The sequence below is a fragment of the Thalassobius vesicularis genome (assembly GCF_004799325.1).
Classification (GTDB): domain Bacteria; phylum Pseudomonadota; class Alphaproteobacteria; order Rhodobacterales; family Rhodobacteraceae; genus Thalassobius; species Thalassobius vesicularis.
In genome coordinates this window covers 75776-95727 of the sequence record NZ_SSMD01000003.1, presented here as the reverse complement: position 1 = coordinate 95727, position 19952 = coordinate 75776, and the positions used below count along the sequence as shown (strand labels likewise).

Sequence of the window (19952 nt, the reverse complement as noted above, 5' to 3'; positions counted from 1 at the left end):
GGCTTACATCCGTTTTGCTTGATCACCGGACAGGCGCAGCTGCTTGGCGCGGATCAGCGCGGCCAGCGCCAGCAGCGCCGAAGAGGCCAGCATCAGGTAGAACCCCTGCGCCGGGTAAGAGTGGGTGGTGAACTGCGCCACCTTGCCGTCGCCCAGCACGGTCGGCATGAACGGTTTCAGCGTGAAGGCGCCCATCTCGTTCAGGCTATGGCCGTACCACCACAGCCAGCCGGCATATTCCGCCAGAAAGCCCACCGGCAGCGCCAGCGGCGCCAGCACCAGCAGCCAGTACCAGATCTTGTCGGCGCGCAGCGCGGCGGCAACCATCAGCGCCATGAAGCCCAGCACCGCGACGAACAGGATATTCGCAACCGTCGTCATCGTGGCGACCAGCGGCTCGTTGCGCTCGGGCTCGTTGAACCAGCGCGCCAGCGACTTCGAGTAGTGCCACTTGAACACCTGCATGATCGAGCCGTTCCACGCCTCTTGCTGGGCGGCCGGCAGCTTGTTGTTGTCGATGTTGTAGTTGGCCCGCAGGTTGTCCAACAGCGCCTGGCGGTCGTCGGTCTCGGCGACCTCTGCCTGCTCCTTGGCCTCGCTTTCGGCCAGCGACTCGCGCAGCATCTTCACGATGGGCGACAGGTTGCTGTCATCCACCTTTTCGGATCCGTCCTGCCCCAGCGACACGACCAGACCCTTCAGATAGCCCGTCGTGTGCAATGACACGCCATTTTCGCCATAAACAGCCAGCCACATCCAGGCCCCGATCGCACCATACCCGGCGACCGACACCACGACCCGCGCGGTGCGTCCGGGGGCGGCAAAGGCCAGCGCCATCACCACGATCATCGCGAACAGGAAGGGCGAGAACGCCTTTTCCACCGGCCCGCCCGAGGCAATCGGGTACATGCCGACATAGTGGTTGATCGTGTCCATCTCGTGGACGCAATCCAGCGCCTCGGTCTCTTCGACTTCCTGGCTGGCGCGGATGTCACAGCCGTTACGGACCGAGTCCATGTGGAACAGGATGCGGATCCCCTGCGGGAAGGTCGCCTCGGGATAGTTGGGGGCGGTCAGCGACACCCACCAGCCCGGCGAGACAAAGGCAAAGCCGATCAGGAAAACGGCAACAAGGGTCAGTACGCGGTACGTGATACCGCGGCGGTCGGGCGAGGCCTTGTTCATGGGAACAAATCCTTATTGTTTAGAAGTTTGGCGCGGGCGGGAAACCGCCGCCCGCGCAACCGGGTTTACCAGTCGAAATCGGGGTTCACCCAACCGGGTTCTGCCACCATCTCGGCCGGCGGACGCAGACGCGAGACATAGTCCAGCACAGCCTTGGTATCGCGGTCGGTAAAGGTCTGGATCTGCTGCACCATGTCCGGGTTGGCGTTGCGGCGCTTGCCTTCCTTGATCCACTGGTACTGGCGGACCAGGTAGTTGTAGTGCTGGCCGTGGATACGCGGATAGAACTTCTCGTTGTTGCCCTCGCCGGTCTCGCCGTGGCAGCGCACGCAGTTGTCCTTGTACAGCTTTTCGCCCAGCTCCAGATCATCCCCGGCACCAACGCCGTTTTCCGGGTTCATCGGCAGTTTTTCGATATAGGCCGCCACGTCCGCGATGGACTGCGCCCCGCCGATTTCCGACGGCAGTGCGAACGGGTACATGGTCGGGTTGTCGCGGTTCAGCGCGCGGATGTCGGCCAACTGCTTGATGGTGACGTTGAAGTGCTGCCCCGCGATCTGCGGGAAGGTACCGTCTGTCAGACCCCAGCCGTTCAGCTGGTGACAGGCCGAGCACACCTCGTAGGTGTCGATCCCGTTCTGGTGATCCGGGGTCAGGTGCAGGGCCTCGTCCTGCTCGCCGCCACCCTGGTTCCAGGAACTGGTGTCGACTTTTTCACCGGCCATCACCGGCATCGCCAGCGCCAGGAACACGGTAGAGAGAAGTGCCTTTTTCATGGTTATTCCTTTCATCTCACTTGGCCGAGCGATCCACCTGCGACAGCCAAGTGGCCATCGCGGCGATATCTTCGTCGCTTGCTTTCTTGATCGTTCCGAACATCATCTTGGACTTGCCGTTGGTGCGCTCGCCTTCGCGCATCTCGGTCATGGCGCGGATCAGGTAATCGCGGTTCAGACCGGCCAGGAACGGATACGCCTTGTTCGAGGGCTTCAGCCCGTCATTGCCGTGGCAGGCCTTGCAGCCCAGCCCCTTGTACGCGGCCTCACCGGCAGCCAGCTCCTCGGCCGAGGGCGCGGGGTCCAGCGGTTTGGGGGCGGCGGGGTCTTGCGCGGACAGGTACTTGGCGACGTTCTTGATGTCGGTCTCATCCACAAGGTGCATGATATCGGTCATGCCCTGGACGAACGGGTGCCCCGTTGCCGGATCGACCGAGCCGACGCGCTTGCCTGCCTTGATGTCCTGCAACTGCTGCTGCAGGTATTTCTCGTTCTGTCCGGCCAGCGCGGGGTAAGTCATGACCGGCTTTCCGCCGCCCTTACCGTGACAGGCCATACAGGTCTTGGTCATGTACACCTTCTTGCCGTCCTTCACCGGATCAGCCGCAGCCGGCAGCGCGGCCAGCGCCATCACGGCAGCCAGAAGGAGTTTGGTGGTCGGTCGCATGGCGATTTCCTTGCGAATAAGTGAATGTTTGCAGGGGGATGCGGGCGGCAGCTGATGCTGCCGCCCAACATTGCTTACTTCTTGACGGCGCCGTGCTCGTCCAGGAAGGTCTTGGCGCGCAGACCGATATCCGCGGCCTTCACCTGGTACTGCCACCACTGGCCGGCCCACAGGGTCGCGTTCTGCCAGTCTTCCTTGGCGGCTGCTTCCTCGGACTTGGCCTTGGCTTCAGCGGCAAAGTTCAGCTGGTCGGTCGCGTCTTCCACCAGGCTGACGACTTCGGGGAAGGCGTCATAGTTGCGCTGGGTGATGTAGACGACCACCGAGTCGATCACTTCCTGCGTGGCCACGTTGTTGGCGACCTGCTTGTCGTAATCGGCCTTGGTGTAGGCCTGACCCTCGGTCACGGCACCCGCGTCAGCATCGACGTAGCCCTTGGGTTTGACCATCAGGAAGCCGGTCATCTCCAGGTGCAGCGCCGAGCAGAACTCGGTGCAGTAGAACGAGAACGCACCGGGTTTGTCGGCGACGATCTTCGCGGTTGCGGTCTTGCCCGGTTCCAGCGACAGGTTCACGTCATAGGTCGAGACGGCGAAACCGTGGGTTTCGTCCTCGGCCCGTTCCGAGTTGGTGATGATGAACTCGACGGTGTCGCCTTCGTTGACCTCGATGATCTCGGGGGTGAAGTGCGACCGGATCGCGGTCATGTAGACCTTGACGTTGGTGCCGTCACGCTCGATGCGCTCTTGGCCCGGACGCACTGCGCCCTCGTGGCGTTCGCCGGTCCGGCTGTTGGTGCCGTACTTGTAGCGCACCAGCGGCTTCAGCTTTTCAGCCGAGATCGCGGTGGCGTAGTGCGGCTCGCCCAGCGGGACGGGCATGTCATAGAGCAGCTCCATCTTGTCGCCCGAGATGTCGATCAGCTGGTGGTTTTGCGGGTGCAGCGGACCCACCGGGTTGAACCGGTCGATTGCCAGCTTGTTGAGCGAGATCAGGTACTTGCCCTTCGGATTGACGGTCTCGCCTTCCATCGCCACCAGGTGGCCGATGTTGTAGTGGATCGAGATCTTGTCCAGAACCTTGCCTTCGCAATAGTCCCACTTGGCAACCTGGCTGTCCACGTACAGCGAGGTGTAGACCACGCATTCCTTGCTGTCATACTGGGTATGAAGCGGACCCAGACCCAGCGGAACCTGCTTGTGGAGCGCATCCTCCATGGCGATCACGGGGATGCCATAGGGGTCGGTGCCCGCAAACTTCTTGGCGTCGACAGCGGCCATGATCTTCTCGAACGAGTAGACCGAGCCCTGCGTGTCCAGCTTGCCACCGACGATGATGTATTTACCATCCGGCGACACGTCCACGCCGTGCGGCGATTTCGGTTCGGCGACCAGATAGACCAGGCCTTCGGCGATCGCGGTTTCCATGGTGATGACCGGGTGGTCATTGATCATGGTGACCTTGCCGGCCTTGTAGACCTCTTCGGCCTTCTTCCAGTTGATGATGTGCAGATAGTCGGTGTCGTTCTGCGAGCAGCCAGCCTCGAACGGCGGGCGACCGCTTTCGATCCCGCCGACGTAACGCTCGGCGCAGAACGAGTTGGTGAACGACCAGCCATCCGACACCAGCTTACCGGCGTCCGACAAGTCCTGGCTATACGGCGGCAGTTCCAGCGAGAACGAGTTTTCCGGCTCGATGCGGCCCTTCTCGCGGTTGAACTTCCAATAGGTGACAGCGCCCCGGAACTTCTCGTTGAACTGGCTCAGCGGCGCGTAGCCACGGCCCAGAACACCCGGATATTGCGCGGCTTCGATCACGTATTCCGAGTTCGGGGTCACGAAGGTGCCGCCGTGTTCGGATTGCAGGATCGGGTTCACGACGATCTGCTGGGTCTCGAAGTCATGCAACGACACAACGCCCACACGGGGCGCGGATTTGTCGTTGATGAACAGGTATTCGCCGTCCACGTCACCGTTGGTCTCGGTGATGGCCGGGTGGTGGGTGTCGCCCCAGTGGATTTCGCGGCCGTCGACCTTGCCCTGTTCCAGGATGGCCTTCGACTCTTCGTCGAACCCGTAGCCTTGCCAGGGTTCGGGCGTAAACACCGAAACGTATTTCAGAATGCGCATGGACGGAACGCCATACACCATGATCTGGCCCGACTGACCGCCGGACGAGAAGACAATGAATTCATCGCGGCCGCCGGTCGGCGTATAAGTCTTTGCCGCGGAAACCAAGTCTTGTTGGGTCAGCCCGCGGCGGGCCATCACTTGGTCCAGCGTCTCGGCAGAGGCCCCCGTTGCCAGCATGCCGACCGCAGTGGTCGCCATAAGCAGGCGTTTCTGAATGGTATTCACCATGTTTCCCTCTCGTATCATGACCGTTTTCAAACGCGTCTCTGGCGGCATGTTCGGTCCCACGAACACTTCGCCCTCCTGTGGGCACAGTCGGTCCAATGATCTGCGCCACGCGTGTGGTCTCATGGAATCGGGGGGTGGCTCCTTGACAAATGTTAAGGCGTGGATGTTCCTTTCGGCAAAAGCTGCGGCCAACCACGTTCCAGATCAGAGGTTGAAATGAGAACATTCTCCCGCCGCGCAGCTGTGCTGTCCCTGTCCGCCCTGTGTGCCGCCCCCGCCCTTCCGGGTTTTGCGCAGCAGGCCCAGACCGACACGCTCGACATCTCCGGCGGCTTTACCCGCGCTTCGCCCAAGGTCGCCCAGGCCGGGGCCGCCTTCATGACGATCCGCTCGCGTGGGGGCGCGGACCGGCTGATCGGCTTCAGCTCGCCCAACTGCACCCAACCCGAGCTGCACACCCACATCCATGACAACGGCATGATGAAAATGCGCCGGGTCGAGGCGATCGACATCCCCGCCGGCGGCGAGGCCGTTCTGAAACCCGGCGGCCTGCACCTGATGCTGATCGGCCTGACCACCCCCCTGACCGAGGGTGCCACCGTCCCCGTCACCCTGATCTTCGAACAGGCGGGCGAGGTTCCGCTCTCGCTGCCCGTCAAGGCCCCCGGCGCGATGAACTGAGCCCGGTCGTTGAAACGTCAAAGGCCACCCCGTCGGGTGGCCTTTTTCTTGCGTACGGTTTTGCCCGAGAATCTTACAATTTCGCGGGTTAACCAGCTGTCACCACACCGGCCAGCAGCAGCATCTGGAACCCCGCCGTCTGCGCCAGCAGGCTGTTCAGACGCGCCGAAACCGGCCAGTGCCACATCGCATGACCCAGCCACAGCGCCAGCGCGCCCGCAGGCAGCAGCGTCCAGCCCGGCCACATCGCCCCGGCCAGCGCCAAAGCCCCCAACAGCAGGCCGAAATACACCATCCGCGCGCCCGTCTGCCCCAGCAGAATAGCCAGCGTCCGCCGCCCCGCCCGCGCATCCTGCGCGCGGTCGCGGTGGTTGTTCAGCATCAGAACGGCCGCCGCGGGCAACCCGATCACCAACCCAAGGGCTAGTGTCTGTGGCGCAAGCGGATCCACATCTTGTAGGTATGCGGTGCCGGACACGGCCACCAGGCCGAAGAACAGGATGACCAGCAGCTCTCCGAACGGCAGGCCGGACATCGGAAACGGCCCCATCGAATAGAGGTAGCCAAAGGCCAGCGACGCCAGCCCGATCGCGATGATCGGCCAGCCGCCAAGGGCCACCAGATAGAGGCCCGCCAGCACGGCTATTCCGAACGCCGCCAGCGCCCCGCGCCGGACCGAGGCGCCATCCAGCAGCCCCAAAGCGGTCATGCGCGGCGGGCCAAGCCGGTCGTCACGGTCCACCCCGCTCGCCGCATCCGCCGCGTCATTCCAAAGGTTCGTCCCCACCTGGATCGCCGCCGCCGCCAGCATCGCCGCCAGCGAAACGTCCACCCGCCATGTCCCCTGCCCCGCCGCCAGCCAACTTCCGGCCAGCACCGGCATCAGCGACAGGCTGACGGTTTTGAACCGTGCCGCGATGATCCACAGCGCGGGTTTGGGCAGCGCCGCCAGTCGGGATCGGGTCTGAGTGGCGGTCATGGCTTCCTCGCGATTTGCATCCGGGCGACGCCGAAGACAAAGGCGCGCTCCTCGACCATCTCCAGCCCTGCAGCGGCGATTTCAGCCGCCATTTCGGCGCGGGCGGGGAACTTGTCGATCGACTCGACCAGGTATTGATAGGCGCCGCGATCCTGCGCCACCATCGCCCCCAGACGCGGGATCACATAGCGCGCATGCAAGCCGTAGAACGGCGCAAACCACGGATCTGGCTTGGAAAATTCCAGCAGAACCAGATGACCGCCCGGTTGCAGCACCCGGGCAACCTCGCGCAGGCCCTGCGCCGGATCGGCCATGTTGCGCAGCCCGAAGGACAGGGTGACCAGCGCCGCGGCATTGTCGGGAAAGGGCAGATCCTCGCCCGGCGCCTGGACGTAATCCAGCGTGTCGCCCGCGCGCAGACGGGCCTGTTCCAGCATCCCTTCGGAGGGGTCCACGACCACGACCTGCCGCATCGGCTGGGCCGCGCGCAGCACAATCGCCAGATCGCCCGTGCCCCCGGCCACGTCAAGCAACGCCCCCGGCACCGCGCCCAGATGCGCCAGCGCCCGCCGGATCACCGTGCGTTTCCACAGCCGGTGCGTGCCAAAGCTCATCAGGTCGTTCATCAGGTCATAGCGCGGGGCGATGCGGTTGAACAACGCCTGCACCTCGTCGCGGCGGTCGGTCTGCTCTACCGTCTGGCGGCCAAAACTTGTCCGCATCTCATCCAGGCTGGAGGCTCGTTCCATGGCGCGTCCTTTCGTAGGTCTCGCGCCTTGGCTATCACGCGGCGACGTGCCGTGTTTTGACAATAATCAAATCAACGCTTTCCGGTAACCGCGCCGATCACGGGGCCGGCGATGCGGGTCGCAATCGGGATCAGGACAAAGCCAAACAGCAGCCCCAGAACGCCGTCGCACAGCGCCGTCACCGCCCAGCTGACAGCGCCAGCGGCCTGTGCCGGCACGGCATGGGCGGCAATCTCGGCCAGGTGATGGATGTCCTCGTACGGGTGGTGCATCCCCATTTCGTGCAGCCCGTGGATCACGATCGAGCCGCCGACCCACAGCATCGCCGCCGTCCCCACGACCGAGAGCACATACATCAGCCGCGGCATCCCCTTGACCAGCCCCCGCCCGATTCCGCGGCCAACGCCCGTTCGGGACCGCTGCGCCATGAACAAACCGACATCGTCCATCTTCACGATCAGCGCGACGGTGCCATAGACCACCACGGTGATCATCACGCCGACAACGGCCAGCGTCGCCGCCTCCATGTAGATGTTGCTGGCCTCGATCGTGGACAGGGCGATGGTCATGATCTCGGCGGACAGGATGAAGTCGGTCTTGATCGCACCGGCGACCTTCTGCTCTTCCAGATGCGAGGGATCCTTGTCTTCCATGTCTGCCTCGACATAGGCGTCGCCATGCGGGAACAGCGCGTGAAAGATCTTCTCGGCGCCCTCGAAACACAGGTACGAACCGCCCAGCATCAGCAGCGGCGTGATCAGCCAGGGCGCGAAATTCGACAGCAGCAACGCCAGCGGCAGCAGGATCACGATCTTGTTGAACAGCGAACCGCGCGTGATCTTCCAGATGATCGGCAATTCGCGCGCCGGTGCAAACCCGGCGACGTATTTCGGCGTCACCGCCGCGTCGTCGATCAGCACGCCCGCCGTTTTGGCCCCGGCTTTGCCTGCCGCCGCCGCCACGTCATCCACGCTGGCCGCCGCCACTTTGGCGATCCCCGCCACATCGTCCAACAGGGCCAGAAGACCGCTCATACCACACCTCGCCGTTCGGTTGCCCCCAATCTAGCCATTGGTTCCGGCTGAACAAGGCCGATTGCCACCAAATCGTTAGCGCAACCAGACAGGTTTTGCGCTAACACCCTTGTTTCGTAGTAAGTTTCACCTTCCGAACGCGGCTTTGGGGGGCTATACGGCCCCCGAATTCATTCGCTTCAGGAGTTGCATCATGACCATCACCGTCGCCATCAACGGATTTGGCCGTATTGGCCGTTGCACGCTTTCGCACATCGCCGAAAGCGCGCGCGAAGACATCAAAGTGGTCAAGATCAACGCCACCGGCCCGCTGGACACTGCGGCGCACCTGATCCGCTACGACTCGGTCCACGGCCGTTTCCCCGGCACCGTGACAATCGGCGAGGGCACGATGGACATGGGCCGCGGCGCGTTCGAGGTGCAGTCGACCTACAACATGGACGAGCTGGACTGGTCGGGCGTCGATGTCGTGCTGGAATGCACCGGCAACTTCAATGACGGTGAAAAGGCCAAGAAACACCTGGAACGCGGCGCCAAGTCGGTGCTGATCTCGGCCCCTGCCAAGAACGTGCAGAAAACCATCGTCATGGGCGTCAACGACGAAGAGCTGGCCAAGGGCGACGTGATGATCTCGAACGGGTCGTGCACCACCAACTGCCTGGCCCCGGTGGCCAAGGTTCTGCACAACGCGATCGGCATTGAATCGGGCATCATGACCACGATCCACGCCTATACCGGCGACCAGCCGACCCTGGACCGCCGCCACAAGGACCTGTACCGCGCCCGCGCTGCGGCCATGTCGATGATCCCGACCTCGACCGGCGCCGCCAAGGCCCTGGGCGAAGTGCTGCCCGCGCTGAAAGGCAAGCTGGACGGCTCGGCCGTGCGCGTCCCCACCCCGAACGTCTCGGCCGTGGACCTGACCTTCATCGCGCAGAAAGACGTGACCGAAGCTGACGTGAACGCCATCATGAAAGAAGCCTCCGAAGGCGCCATGAAAGGCATCCTGGGCTACACCGAGGAAAAACTGGTCTCGGTCGATTTCAACCACACCTCGGAAAGCTCGTTCTTCGCGGCTGACCAGACCAAGGTGATCGGCGGCCGTCTGGTCCGCATCCTGGCCTGGTACGACAACGAGTGGGGCTTCTCCTGCCGGATGGCTGACGTGGCCGTTGCCATGGGCAAACTGCTGTAATTCCTGCGGTTGAACAGTTCGGGGCGCTTCGGCATAGTCTGCCGGGGCGCCTTTTTCATTGGACCGATCGCATGACCAACCGTATCGCCGCCATCATGGCCATCTGCATCACCGGCCTGATCGTCGCCGACATCGTGCTGCACGACGGCATTTTCGTGCTGTTTGTGATGAAGAAACTGGCCAAGCTGCTGGACTGGATGGCCTTTTGGCGCTGACGCTGCGTCATATGACAGGCAGCTTGTCCCGTTTTCCCCGCCCATTATCCTGACCGCAAAACCGGAAGGGATCAGGATGACTCTCATACCTTTGCTTGTGGGCGCTGCGGTTGCGGCCCCGGTCGGCTGGCTGGGCTGGAACACCTACATCACCCAGAAAACCGCCGCCTCGGTTGCGCGCGCCGCGCCGCCGCGCGGGCGCTTTGTGCAGATCTCGACCGGCAAGCTGCACTACATTGACAAGGGCGAAGGTCCGGTCGTGCTGATGATCCACGGATTGGGCGCGAACCTGGGCAATTTCGACACCGGTCTGGCCGATGACCTGGCGCGCGATCATCGCGTGATCGCCATCGACCGTCCCGGCATGGGCTGGTCCGACCGCCCCGAGGACACCGACGCCAGCCCCCGCGCCCAGGCCGCGCAGGTGGCCGAGGTGATCGACGCGCTGAAGCTGGACAAGCCCTTGGTTGTTGGCCACTCGCTGGGCGGCGCGATCTCGATATGTCTGGCGCTCGACTTCCCCGACAAGATTCGCGGCCTTGCCCTGCTGGCCCCGCTGACCATGCCGCCGACCGCCCCGGCCGAGGTGTTTGACGGGCTGAAACTGCCCTCGCGCCTGATGCGCCGGGTCGTGTCCGAGACGGTTGCCATCCCCACCTCAATGCGCATGGCTGAACAGAATATGCAGGCGATCTTTGGTCCCGATCCCGTGCCCGCAGACTATGCCATCGCCGGCGGCGGCCTGCTGAGCCTGCGCCCCGAGTCGTTCCGCAACACCGCGCGCGATTATCTGGCCTCGGGCGGCAGTCTGGGTTTCATGCTCAAGGGCTATGCCGGTCTGAAAGTCCCGGTCGAGATCCTGTACGGCAAACAGGACCAGGTGCTGGACTACCGCGAACATGGCGAGGCGCTGGTGGCCAAGCATCCGCAGATCAAGCTGCATCTGGTAGATGGCGGACACATGCTGCCGCTGACGCATATTGCGGAAACGGCGGCCTATATCCGACAGGCCTGCCCCGCATAAAACAAAGGCCCCGCAAATGCGGGGCCATTTCGTTTCAGCCTGACTGGCGGCTCAGATCTTGCCCAGCTTGGCCAGCAGCTTTTCCTTGACCGGTGGCGTCACAAAGCGCGCCACGTCGCCGTCCAGACGGGCGATCTCTTTCACCAGCTTCGAGGCAATCGCCTGATGGCGGGCTTCGGCCATCAGGAACACCGTCTCGATGCTGCTGTCCAGCGCGCGGTTCATGCCAACCATCTGGAATTCATACTCGAAATCCGCGACGGCCCGCAGACCGCGCACAATCACCTGAGCGCCGACATCGCGGGCGCAGTTGATCAGCAGGTTTTCGAACGGATGTACAAGGATTTCCGTGCCGGTTTCGGCGGACAGCTTGGCCATCTCGCCTTCGATCATCTCAACGCGTTCCTCAAGCGGGAACAAGGGCCCCTTGTCGCGGTTGATCGCGACCCCGATCACCAGACGGTCAACCAGTTTGGCCGACCGCCGGATGATATCGATATGGCCCAGTGTGATCGGGTCGAACGTCCCCGGATACAGACCGATGCGCATCAAACTGCCCCTCCCCTCGGAACACAAAAGAATACTTTCTGCGCACGCAACATTATTGCGCCGGGGAATGCAAGGGTTAATGCCCCATGATCATGCCCTGCAGGGCATCCTTTTCCATCGACAGTTCCTGCAGGCGGGCCTTGACCACGTCACCGATGGTCACGATGCCGACCAGGACGCCCTCTTCGACCACGGGCATGTGGCGGAAACGGCCTTCGGTCATGCGGGTCAGAACGTCGTCGGCGCTGTCATTGCGGACACAGCAGACGGGGTTGCGGGTCATCATGTCCTCGACCTTTTCGGACATGCAGCTGGCGCCCTTGACGGCCAGCGCGCGCACGATATCGCGCTCGGAAATGATGCCGGTTGCGACCTGCCCGTCCTTCGAGACGACCACGCCACCGATCCGGCGTTCGGCCAGGATCTGGGCCACATCCGAGATCGAGGTTCCGGGCTGAACCGTCACCACACCGTCGTCGCCTTTGGCCTTCAGGATCTGATGCACAAGCATTTGGGGTCTCCTCCGCAATATTATTACTTTGACCCACCGTCACCTGACCGCGACAAACTGTCAAGGACTACTATGGCGATTACAAAGACAGCCTCAGCACAGCGCCTCCAGCCGGGCAACTTCGGCGCGCAAACCCTCGGCCAGCGACTGCGCAAAACGGTTCATCCGGTCCAGCCGCCGGTCGTCAGCGTGGCGGATCAGATAGAAGCTGCGGGTCAGGCTGATGCGGTCCTCCAGCAGCTTTTGCAGCCCCGTGGTCGAGGGAATCGCAAAGTCGTGCACGATGCCGATTCCGCTACCCTGGCGGACCCAGTTGAACTGCACCGAAACCGAGTTCGACGCCAGCGAGACCCGCGACACCCCGGACTCGCTGAGATAGTCCAACTCCTTGTCGAAAATCATGTCGGGGATGTAGCCGATCATCGGATGCCCCAGCAGATCGTCGATGCTCTGGATCGGTGGATGCTGCGCAAGGTAGTCGCGATGCGCGGCCAGGTGCAGCTTGTAATCGGTGATCTTCTGCACCGTCAGGCGGCCGGCATTGGGCGGGCTGACCCCGATCGCCATATCCGCCTCGCGCTTGGACAGGTTGAACACGCGCGGCAGGGCGACGATCTGCACCTCAAGGTCCGGGTTGTCCTGCACGATGCGCGCGCAGACCTGCGGCAGCAGGTAGTTCGCACAGCCATCCGGCGCGCCAATGCGGATCTGCCCCGACAGCGCCCCCGCCTGCCCCGCAAGTTCCTCGACCGCGGCTCCCATCGCCTGCTCGGCGCGTTCCGCATGGCCCATCAGCCGCTGCCCCGCATCCGTCAACGCGTAGCCCTGCGGAGACTTGGCGAACAAAGGCGCGCCCAGCTCCTCTTCCAGCCTCCCGATACGCCGGCCCACCGTTGCCGGGTCCACCTTCAGCCCGCGCCCTGCCCCCGACAGACTTTCAGCCCGCGCCACGGCCAGGAACACTTTCAGATCGTCCCAATTCATCTTTGCCACCTTTGCAGAAATGCAAAACCCTTTTGACAACTTGCCTCTTCCCTCAGGAATTTTGCAAGCCTAAGCTGCGCTCAATTCTGTGGAGGAACCCCAATGCAAGAACTGACTCACTTCATCAACGGCGAGCACGTCAAAGGCACCTCGGGCCGCTTTGCCGATGTCTACAACCCCGCCACCGGCGAGATTCAGGCCAAGGTGCCGCTGGCCACCCCCGCCGAGATGGACGCCGCCATCGCCTCCGCCGCTGCCGCGCAGCCCGCATGGGCCGCCACCAACCCGCAGCGCCGCGCCCGCGTGATGATGAAATTCGCCGCCCTGATCGAAGAGCACATGGACGAGCTGGCCGAGCTGGTCAGCCGCGAACACGGCAAGACCCTGCCCGACGCCCGCGGCGACGTGCAGCGCGGCCTGGAAGTGGTCGAAGTCTGCATGGGCGCGCCCGCGCTGCTCAAGGGCGAGTACATGAACGACGGCGGCCCCGGCATCGACCTGTACTCCATGCGCCAGGCGCTGGGTGTGGTCGCTGGCATCACCCCGTTCAACTTTCCGGCGATGATCCCGCTGTGGAAAATGGCCCCCGCACTGGTCTGCGGCAACGCCATGATCCTGAAACCGTCCGAGCGCGTGCCCTCGACCTCGCTGCGTCTGGCCGAACTGGCGATGGAAGCCGGCCTGCCCGCAGGCGTTCTGCAAGTCGTCAACGGCGATAAAGAGGCCGTCGACACCATCCTGGACAACGAAACCATCCAGGCCGTGGGCTTTGTCGGCTCGACCCCGATCGCGCAGTACATCTATGGCCGCGCCTGCTCGAACGGCAAACGCGCGCAGTGCTTCGGCGGTGCGAAGAACCACATGATCATCATGCCCGACGCCGACCTGGACAAGGCCGCCGACGCGCTGGTCGGTGCCGGTTTCGGCGCGGCAGGCGAACGCTGCATGGCGATCTCGGTCGCCGTCCCCGTGGGCGAGAAAACCGCTGACGCCCTGATCGAACGCCTGGTGCCGCGCATCGAGAAACTGAAAGTCGGGCCCTACACTGCCGGCGAAGGCGTGGATTACGGCCCCGTCATCACCTCGGCCGCCAAGCAGCGCATCAACGGCCTGGTCAACTCGGGCGTTGAACAAGGTGCCGAGCTGGTCGTCGACGGCCGTAACTTCAGCCTGCAAGGCTACGAAGACGGCTTCTTTGTCGGCCCGTCGCTGTTCGACAAGGTCACCAAGGACATGGACATCTACAAAGAAGAGATCTTTGGCCCCGTCCTGTCCACCGTCCGCGCCAAGACCTATGACGAAGCGCTGGACCTGGTGATGACCAATAACTACGGCAACGGCACCGCGATCTTCACCGCCGACGGCGACACCGCGCGTGACTTCGCCAACCGCGTGAACGTGGGCATGGTCGGCATCAACTTCCCAATCCCGGTGCCGCTGTCCTATTTCACCTTCGGCGGCTGGAAAAAGTCGGCCTTCGGCGACCTGAACCAATACGGCCCCGACGCGCTGCGCTTCTACACCAAGACCAAAACGGTCACCGCGCGTTGGTTCTCGGGCATCAAGGAAGGTGGCGAGTTCCACTTCAAAGCGATGGATTGATCCAAATGGGCGCGCGTTCGCGCGCGCTCTACACGCCCTTCGGGCAGGATGGGGGCGCTGCCCCCATACCCCCGGAGTATTTCGTTCAGAAAGAAACGAAGCAGGCTTCTTTCTGATCCAAATACTCAAATGTCGGACCGACGCCGAGTGCGGCACGGTTGAGGTTGCCGTGAGGGGGGCAATCTGCTCTGTTTCGACAGGGTTTTGTTGTGCGGGAGGTTCGTCATGCCCATTCCCAAACCGGATTTCACCATCGGGGTGGAGGAAGAGTATCTTCTTGTCGATCTGGATACGCTGGACCTGGCACCGGCCCCCTCTGAGTTGATGGAGCGATGCGGAGCGGAGTTGGAAGGGCGGTTCAGCCCGGAATTCCTGAATTGCCAGGTCGAGATCGGCACCAAGGTATGCGCCGGCGTCAGTGATGCTCGGGCGGAGTTGCAGACGCTGCGGGCAACGGTGGCGCGGATTGCCAAGGACTATAACCTGGCGCCCATCGCGGCCTCGTGCCATCCGTTTTCGGATTGGCGTGACCAGCATCACACCGACAAGGAACGCTACAACAACCTGCGCGACGATCTGGCGGGCGTGGTGCGGCGGATGCTGATTTGCGGGATGCATGTGCATGTGGGAATCCCCTATCCCGATCAGCGCATCGACCTGATGAACCAGCTGAGCTACTTCCTGCCGCATTTGCTGGCGCTGTCCGCCTCCTCGCCGTTCTGGCAGGGCGAGGATACCGGGCTGAGTTGCTATCGCCTGACCGTGTTCGACAACCTGCCGCGCACCGGCTTGCCGCCACAATTCGACGGCTGGGGCAGTTACGAGCGCAGTGTGCAGGCTCTGGTGGATCTGAACCTGATCGAAGACAGCTCGAAAATCTGGTGGGATCTGCGGCCCTCGGCCCGGTTCCCCACCATTGAGGCGCGGATTTGCGATGTGTCCCCGCGGTTGGAGACGACCCTGACCCTCGCCGCGCTGATCCAGTGCCTGACGCGGATGCTTTGGCGGCTGAGCCAGCAGAACCAGCGCTGGCGGGTTTACGACAACTTCCTGATCGCCGAAAACCGTTGGCGCGCGCAGCGTTACGGTCTGTCGCGCGGGCTGATCGACTTTGGTGCGCGCCAGATCAAGCCGTTCGATATGCTGATCGAGGAAATGATCGCCCTGGTCGCCGAGGATGCCGAGGTGCTGGGCTGCACCGCCGAGATCGAGAACATGCGCAGCATTCTGGCCCACGGCAATTCGGCCGACCGCCAGCGGGCTGCCTATCAGGACGCGATACAGGCGGGTGACACCCCGCATGACGCGCTTAAATCCGTCGTGAAACACCTGATCGAGGAGTTTCATGCCGATCTGTAACCCGTTGCGACCTTTGCAAAACTTCTGAAACAGTTCAGAATTAAACACACGTTCAGTAATCGACCCGGAGGAGAGTCATGGATTTCGCATTGACCGAGGAACAGGTGGCCATTTTCGACATGGCGCGCGCCTTTGGCGAGGAGCATATCGCGCCCTACGCTGCCGAATGGGAAAAGGCCGGCACCATCCCGCGCGAGTTGTGGCCCGAGATCGGCGCCTTGGGTCTGGGCGGGATTTACGTGTCCGAGGAGTCGGGCGGATCGGGCCTGACGCGTCTGGATGCGACGCTGATCTTCGAGGCGCTCAGCATGTCCTGCCCCTCGGTCGCGTCCTTCCTGTCGATCCACAACATGTGCGCCAAGATGCTGGACGCGTTCGGCTCGGACGAGGTCAAGGAACGCTACCTGGCCCCCGCGATCAGCATGGACACCGTGCTGTCCTACTGCCTGACCGAACCCGGCTCGGGCAGTGACGCCGCCGCGCTGAAAACCCGCGCGGAGAAGACGAACGAGGGCTTCACGCTGAACGGCACCAAGGCGTTCATCTCGGGTGGTGGGTATTCCGACGCCTATGTCGTGATGTGCCGCACCGGCGATGACGGCCCCAAGGGGATCTCGACCGTGGTGGTGGAAAACGGCACCAATGGGCTGTCCTTTGGCGGGCTCGAGGACAAGATGGGCTGGAAGGCCCAGCCGACCCGTCAGGTCCAGTTCGACGATTGCAAAATCCCCGCCGCGAACCTGGTCGGCACCGAGGGCGACGGCTTCAAATACGCGATGATGGGGCTGGATGGCGGGCGTCTGAACATCTCGGCCTGCTCGCTTGGGGCTGCGCAATCGGCGCTGACCAAAACCCTGCAATACATGGGCGAGCGCAAGGCCTTTGGCAAAACCATCGACCAGTTCCAGGCCCTGCAATTCCGTCTGGCCGACATGGAGATCGAGCTGCAAGCCGCGCGGACCTTCTTGCGGCAGGCCGCGTGGAAGCTGGACCAGGGCGCGCCGGACGCCACCAAGTTCTGCGCGATGGCCAAGCGGTTTGTGACCGAGGTCGGCTCGAAGGTGGCAAATGACTGCCTGCAACTGCATGGCGGCTACGGCTATCTGGCCGATTACGGGATCGAGAAAATCGTGCGCGACCTGCGCGTTCACGAGATCCTCGAAGGCACCAACGAAATCATGCGCATGATCGTGGCGCGCCAACTGCTGAGCGACCGCGCATGAGCGAGCTGACCATCCGCACCCGCGGCCGCATCGGCCACATCACCCTGACCCGCCCCAAGGCGCTGAACGCGCTGTCCTATGACATGTGCATGGCCGTGGAACGCGCGATGGACGCCTGGCGCGATGACGCGTCCGTGGCGCTGATCGTGATCGACGCCGAGGGCGAAAAGGCGTTCTGCGCGGGCGGCGACATCGCCGAGATGTACGCCACCGGCACTGCCGGGAACCTCGATTACGGGCGCAAGTTCTGGCGCGACGAATACCGCATGAACGCCAAGCTGGCCGAATACCCCAAGCCCATCGTCAGCCTGATGCAGGGCTTTACCATGGGCGGCGGTGTCGGTCTGGGCGGCCATGTCAGCCACCGGGTGGTGTGCGACAGCTCGCAAATCTCGATGCCCGAATGCGGCATCGGGTTCGTGCCCGATGTGGGTGGAAGCTACATCCTGGCCCGCGCGCCGGGGCGTCTGGGCGAATATCTGGGCCTGACCGCCGCGCGCATGGGACCGGGCGACGCGATCCACGCGGGCTTTGCCGATCATTACATCCCGCAGGACAAATGGCCTGCGCTGATCGACCAGCTGGCCGCCTCGGGCGATGTCGCGGCCGTGGCGCTGGCCGCACAGCCCGCCCCCGACAGCCCGATGGCCGCGCAACAGCCGGAAATCGACGCGCTGTTCGGCGGCGAAGGGCTGCAGGACCTGCTGAACGCCCTGCACACCGACGGCGGCGAATTCGCCGCCAAGGCCCTGAAAACATTGATGCGCAACGCGCCCCTGTCGATGGCCGTCACGCTGGAAATGATCCACCGCCTGCGCGGTCCCAGCCTGACCATCCGCAAGGCGCTGGAGATGGAATACCGCGTCTCGCACCGGATCATGGAGCACGGAGACTTCCTCGAAGGGATCCGCGCCGCCATCATCGACAAGGACCGCAATCCCAAATGGAAACACGCCCATGACAGCGTTCCCGCGACCGCCGTGTCGCAGATGCTGATGCCTCTGGGTGCCGACAAACTCAGCTTTGAGGAGGATACCACCATGCAAATCGCATTCATCGGTCTGGGCAACATGGGCGCGCCCATGGCCGCCAACCTGGCCAAGGCCGGCCACAGCGTGATCGGCTTCGACACCGCCGGCACCACCGCCGAAGGCGTCACCAACGCCGCCACCGCGCCCGAGGCCGTCGCAGGCGCCGACGTGGTCATCACCATGCTGCCCAACGGCGCCATCCTGCGCGCCGTCGCCGAGCAGGTCATCCCCGCGATGAAACCGGGCGCCGTGCTGGTCGATTGCTCGACCGTCGACGTCGACAGCGCCCGTGCCGTGGCCGAGCAAGCTCAGGCCGCCGGCCTGAAAGCCGTGGACGCCCCCGTTTCCGGCGGCACCGGCGGCGCGATCAACGGCACGCTGACCTTCATGGCGGGCGGCACCACCGAGGCGTTCCAGATCGCCAAACCCCTGTTTGACATCATGGGCCAGAAGGCCGTGCATTGCGGCGACAGTGGCGCCGGTCAGGCTGCCAAGATCTGCAACAACATGATCCTGGGCGTCACCATGATCGCCACCTGCGAGGCGTTTGCCCTGGCCGACAAGCTGGGACTGGACCGGCAGAAGATGTTCGACGTGGTCTCCACCTCCTCGGGCTATAGCTGGACGATGAATGCCTACTGCCCCGCCCCCGGCGTCGGCCCGACCAGCCCGGCCGATAACGGCTACAAGCCCGGCTTCGCCGCCGAACTGATGCTGAAAGACCTGCGCCTGTCCCAGCAAGCCGCCGAAAGCGCGGATGCCGACACGCCCATGGGCCAGCTGGCCGCCGCCCTCTACACCCAGTTCGTCGAGACCGAAGACGGCAAAGGCATGGACTTCAGCGCCATGCTCCCCCGCTTCGAAAAACGCGGCAGAGGGTGATGAAAGACTGGGTCGCCGACACCCCCGCCTTGGCCGAACTGGCGCCGCAATCGCGGCTCCGTCTGGCTGGGCTGGTGCCGGTGACCCTGCCTGCCGGCACCCCGCTGTTTCATGCCGGCGACGCCGTGCAGGGCTATGCGATGGTGCTGTCGGGCCGCGTCGATGTCTCGATGACGGGGGCTTCGGGGCGCGAAATGCTGCTTTATTCGGTCGAGCCGGGCCAATCCTGCATCCAGACCACGATGGGCCTGCTGGGCGGCGACGACTACACCGCCGAGGCGGAAACCACGCAGGACACTCGCCTCGTTCTACTGCCGAAACCCCTGTTCTTGACACTGATGGACAGCGATGCCGGGTTCCGCACACTGGTCTTCCGCGCCTTCGCGCAACGCTTTCAGAGCATGATGCAACTCATTGAAAAGGTTGCATTCACCCGCGTTGAATGCCGCCTTGCCGAACGCCTGGTCGCGCTGTCGTCGGACGGGCCTGTGCTGAATGTCACCCAATCCGATCTGGCCACCCAGGTCGGCACCGCGCGCGAGGTCGTCTCGCGCCGGCTAGAGGCATGGTCGCGTCGCGGCTGGGTCAAAACCGGGCGCGGCACGGTGGAAATCCTGGACCCCGCTGCCCTGACAGCCCTCGCGGCCGAGGGTATGTGACCCCGTCACAGACGCCGCCCACAGAATCGCCTATCGTTGCCCCCAAGGACACACGAAAGGAGATCCTCTCATGAAAAACGTTGGTGGAATTGACCGCATCCTGCGCATCGTCATTGGCGCAGCCCTGATCGTTGGCGCTCTGATGGGCTACGGCGTGTGGATGTGGATCGGCGTCGTGCCGCTGGTCACCGGCCTGCTGGGCACCTGCCCGGCCTACAAGCTGATCGGCCTGAACACCTGCCCGATGAAGAAATAACCCGCCCCGTGTCAGACGACACGGAACGGTC

At 63.5% G+C, this 19952-nt stretch carries 20 protein-coding genes and 1 pseudogene; 11 read left to right on the top strand and 10 right to left on the bottom strand.

The genetic code is table 11. The annotated features are described in order from the left end of the window. Window positions 1-3: 3 nt before the first annotated feature. The 4 genes from E7681_RS06960 to nosZ form a co-directional block, all read right to left on the bottom strand. Entirely contained in the window at window positions 4-1185 is a 1182-nt protein-coding gene (locus E7681_RS06960) for a hypothetical protein (protein WP_211089775.1), read from the bottom strand. A gap of 65 nt (window positions 1186-1250) precedes the next feature. Further along, a complete protein-coding gene (locus E7681_RS06955; RefSeq protein ID WP_211089774.1) occupies window positions 1251-1961 on the bottom strand; it encodes a c-type cytochrome in 711 nt (236 codons plus the stop codon). A gap of 16 nt (window positions 1962-1977) precedes the next feature. Then, window positions 1978-2628 (bottom strand): c-type cytochrome, encoded by a 651-nt coding sequence (locus tag E7681_RS06950; protein WP_136338559.1) that lies wholly within the window; start codon window positions 2626-2628, stop codon window positions 1978-1980. A gap of 74 nt (window positions 2629-2702) precedes the next feature. After that, window positions 2703-4988: a Sec-dependent nitrous-oxide reductase gene (gene nosZ / locus E7681_RS06945; RefSeq protein WP_136338558.1), complete on the bottom strand. Its 2286-nt coding sequence runs from the start codon at window positions 4986-4988 to the stop codon at window positions 2703-2705. Window positions 4989-5204: 216 nt separating this feature from the next. On the opposite strand from nosZ, the gene E7681_RS06940 reads away from it, so the two are divergent. After that, a complete protein-coding gene (locus tag E7681_RS06940; RefSeq protein ID WP_136338557.1) occupies window positions 5205-5669 on the top strand; it encodes a copper chaperone PCu(A)C in 465 nt (154 codons plus the stop codon). 88 nt (window positions 5670-5757) lie between these two features. On the opposite strand, the gene menA is transcribed toward E7681_RS06940, so the two are convergent. The 3 genes from menA to E7681_RS06925 form a co-directional block, all read right to left on the bottom strand. Beyond that, window positions 5758-6648, bottom strand: coding sequence for a 1,4-dihydroxy-2-naphthoate octaprenyltransferase (gene menA, locus E7681_RS06935; protein ID WP_136338556.1), 891 nt, complete (start codon window positions 6646-6648; stop codon window positions 5758-5760). Further along, on the bottom strand, window positions 6645-7397 hold the full coding sequence (locus tag E7681_RS06930) for a ubiquinone/menaquinone biosynthesis methyltransferase (RefSeq protein WP_211089773.1): 753 nt from the start codon (window positions 7395-7397) through the stop codon (window positions 6645-6647). The genes menA and E7681_RS06930 overlap by 4 nt, the downstream gene beginning before the upstream one ends. A 71-nt stretch (window positions 7398-7468) precedes the next feature. Continuing rightward, entirely contained in the window at window positions 7469-8431 is a 963-nt protein-coding gene (locus tag E7681_RS06925; RefSeq protein ID WP_136338555.1) for a DUF808 domain-containing protein, read from the bottom strand. Between the two features lie 193 nt (window positions 8432-8624). On the opposite strand from E7681_RS06925, the gene gap reads away from it, so the two are divergent. The 3 genes from gap (at window position 8625) to E7681_RS06910 (ending at window position 10865) form a co-directional block, all read left to right on the top strand. Continuing rightward, a complete protein-coding gene (gap, locus tag E7681_RS06920) occupies window positions 8625-9626 on the top strand; it encodes a type I glyceraldehyde-3-phosphate dehydrogenase (protein ID WP_136338554.1) in 1002 nt (333 codons plus the stop codon). Between the two features lie 71 nt (window positions 9627-9697). After that, window positions 9698-9841: a glyceraldehyde-3-phosphate dehydrogenase gene (locus tag E7681_RS06915; protein WP_136338553.1), complete on the top strand. Its 144-nt coding sequence runs from the start codon at window positions 9698-9700 to the stop codon at window positions 9839-9841. 76 nt (window positions 9842-9917) lie between these two features. Next, window positions 9918-10865, top strand: a complete 948-nt coding sequence (locus E7681_RS06910) for an alpha/beta fold hydrolase (protein ID WP_136338552.1) — start codon at window positions 9918-9920, stop codon at window positions 10863-10865. Between the two features lie 51 nt (window positions 10866-10916). On the opposite strand, the gene coaD is transcribed toward E7681_RS06910, so the two are convergent. The 3 genes from coaD to E7681_RS06895 all read right to left on the bottom strand — a co-directional run bounded on the left by coaD (window position 10917) and on the right by E7681_RS06895 (window position 12909). Further along, on the bottom strand, window positions 10917-11414 hold the full coding sequence (gene coaD, locus E7681_RS06905; RefSeq protein ID WP_136338551.1) for a pantetheine-phosphate adenylyltransferase: 498 nt from the start codon (window positions 11412-11414) through the stop codon (window positions 10917-10919). 76 nt (window positions 11415-11490) lie between these two features. Beyond that, a complete protein-coding gene (locus tag E7681_RS06900; RefSeq protein WP_136338550.1) occupies window positions 11491-11925 on the bottom strand; it encodes a CBS domain-containing protein in 435 nt (144 codons plus the stop codon). A 93-nt stretch (window positions 11926-12018) separates the two neighbouring features. After that, a complete protein-coding gene (locus E7681_RS06895; protein WP_136338920.1) occupies window positions 12019-12909 on the bottom strand; it encodes a LysR family transcriptional regulator in 891 nt (296 codons plus the stop codon). 102 nt (window positions 12910-13011) lie between these two features. On the opposite strand from E7681_RS06895, the gene E7681_RS06890 reads away from it, so the two are divergent. The 7 genes and pseudogenes from E7681_RS06890 to E7681_RS06865 all read left to right on the top strand — a co-directional run bounded on the left by E7681_RS06890 (window position 13012) and on the right by E7681_RS06865 (window position 19921). Next, entirely contained in the window at window positions 13012-14511 is a 1500-nt protein-coding gene (locus E7681_RS06890) for a CoA-acylating methylmalonate-semialdehyde dehydrogenase (protein WP_136338549.1), read from the top strand. A 225-nt stretch (window positions 14512-14736) separates the two neighbouring features. After that, on the top strand, window positions 14737-15870 hold the full coding sequence (locus E7681_RS06885; RefSeq protein WP_136338548.1) for a carboxylate-amine ligase: 1134 nt from the start codon (window positions 14737-14739) through the stop codon (window positions 15868-15870). Between the two features lie 77 nt (window positions 15871-15947). Then, complete coding sequence (locus E7681_RS06880; RefSeq protein ID WP_136338547.1) at window positions 15948-17093, top strand: acyl-CoA dehydrogenase family protein; 1146 nt, start codon at window positions 15948-15950, stop codon at window positions 17091-17093. Further along, window positions 17090-18073: pseudogene (locus E7681_RS19365) on the top strand (enoyl-CoA hydratase/isomerase family protein); the annotation flags it as partial. The gene E7681_RS06880 and the pseudogene E7681_RS19365, both read left to right, overlap by 4 nt. 15 nt (window positions 18074-18088) lie before the next feature. Then, on the top strand, window positions 18089-19006 hold the full coding sequence (mmsB, locus tag E7681_RS19360) for a 3-hydroxyisobutyrate dehydrogenase (RefSeq protein WP_484421931.1): 918 nt from the start codon (window positions 18089-18091) through the stop codon (window positions 19004-19006). Beyond that, window positions 19006-19665, top strand: coding sequence for a Crp/Fnr family transcriptional regulator (locus E7681_RS06870; protein ID WP_136338545.1), 660 nt, complete (start codon window positions 19006-19008; stop codon window positions 19663-19665). Before mmsB ends, E7681_RS06870 begins: the two co-directional genes overlap by 1 nt. A 70-nt stretch (window positions 19666-19735) precedes the next feature. Then, window positions 19736-19921 (top strand): YgaP family membrane protein, encoded by a 186-nt coding sequence (locus E7681_RS06865; protein ID WP_136338544.1) that lies wholly within the window; start codon window positions 19736-19738, stop codon window positions 19919-19921. Window positions 19922-19952 lie beyond the last annotated feature (31 nt).

What these genes read in the sequence shown, in the direction of transcription:
- gap (WP_136338554.1), top strand. Translation starts at nt 8,625, where the DNA reads ATGACCATCACCGTCGCCATCAACGGATTTGGCCGTATTGGCCGTTGC.
- E7681_RS06960 (WP_211089775.1), bottom strand. Translation starts at nt 1,185, where the DNA reads ATGAACAAGGCCTCGCCCGACCGCCGCGGTATCACGTACCGCGTACTG.
- E7681_RS06880 (WP_136338547.1), top strand. Translation starts at nt 15,948, where the DNA reads ATGGATTTCGCATTGACCGAGGAACAGGTGGCCATTTTCGACATGGCG.
- E7681_RS06895 (WP_136338920.1), bottom strand. Translation starts at nt 12,909, where the DNA reads ATGAATTGGGACGATCTGAAAGTGTTCCTGGCCGTGGCGCGGGCTGAA.
- nosZ (WP_136338558.1), bottom strand. Translation starts at nt 4,988, where the DNA reads ATGGTGAATACCATTCAGAAACGCCTGCTTATGGCGACCACTGCGGTC.
- E7681_RS06930 (WP_211089773.1), bottom strand. Translation starts at nt 7,397, where the DNA reads ATGGAACGAGCCTCCAGCCTGGATGAGATGCGGACAAGTTTTGGCCGC.
- menA (WP_136338556.1), bottom strand. Translation starts at nt 6,648, where the DNA reads ATGACCGCCACTCAGACCCGATCCCGACTGGCGGCGCTGCCCAAACCC.
- mmsB (WP_484421931.1), top strand. Translation starts at nt 18,089, where the DNA reads ATGCCTCTGGGTGCCGACAAACTCAGCTTTGAGGAGGATACCACCATG.
- E7681_RS06925 (WP_136338555.1), bottom strand. Translation starts at nt 8,431, where the DNA reads ATGAGCGGTCTTCTGGCCCTGTTGGACGATGTGGCGGGGATCGCCAAA.
- E7681_RS06955 (WP_211089774.1), bottom strand. Translation starts at nt 1,961, where the DNA reads ATGAAAAAGGCACTTCTCTCTACCGTGTTCCTGGCGCTGGCGATGCCG.
- coaD (WP_136338551.1), bottom strand. Translation starts at nt 11,414, where the DNA reads ATGCGCATCGGTCTGTATCCGGGGACGTTCGACCCGATCACACTGGGC.
- E7681_RS06870 (WP_136338545.1), top strand. Translation starts at nt 19,006, where the DNA reads ATGAAAGACTGGGTCGCCGACACCCCCGCCTTGGCCGAACTGGCGCCG.
- E7681_RS06915 (WP_136338553.1), top strand. Translation starts at nt 9,698, where the DNA reads ATGACCAACCGTATCGCCGCCATCATGGCCATCTGCATCACCGGCCTG.
- E7681_RS06885 (WP_136338548.1), top strand. Translation starts at nt 14,737, where the DNA reads ATGCCCATTCCCAAACCGGATTTCACCATCGGGGTGGAGGAAGAGTAT.
- E7681_RS06910 (WP_136338552.1), top strand. Translation starts at nt 9,918, where the DNA reads ATGACTCTCATACCTTTGCTTGTGGGCGCTGCGGTTGCGGCCCCGGTC.
- E7681_RS06900 (WP_136338550.1), bottom strand. Translation starts at nt 11,925, where the DNA reads ATGCTTGTGCATCAGATCCTGAAGGCCAAAGGCGACGACGGTGTGGTG.
- E7681_RS06865 (WP_136338544.1), top strand. Translation starts at nt 19,736, where the DNA reads ATGAAAAACGTTGGTGGAATTGACCGCATCCTGCGCATCGTCATTGGC.
- E7681_RS06940 (WP_136338557.1), top strand. Translation starts at nt 5,205, where the DNA reads ATGAGAACATTCTCCCGCCGCGCAGCTGTGCTGTCCCTGTCCGCCCTG.
- E7681_RS06950 (WP_136338559.1), bottom strand. Translation starts at nt 2,628, where the DNA reads ATGCGACCGACCACCAAACTCCTTCTGGCTGCCGTGATGGCGCTGGCC.
- E7681_RS06890 (WP_136338549.1), top strand. Translation starts at nt 13,012, where the DNA reads ATGCAAGAACTGACTCACTTCATCAACGGCGAGCACGTCAAAGGCACC.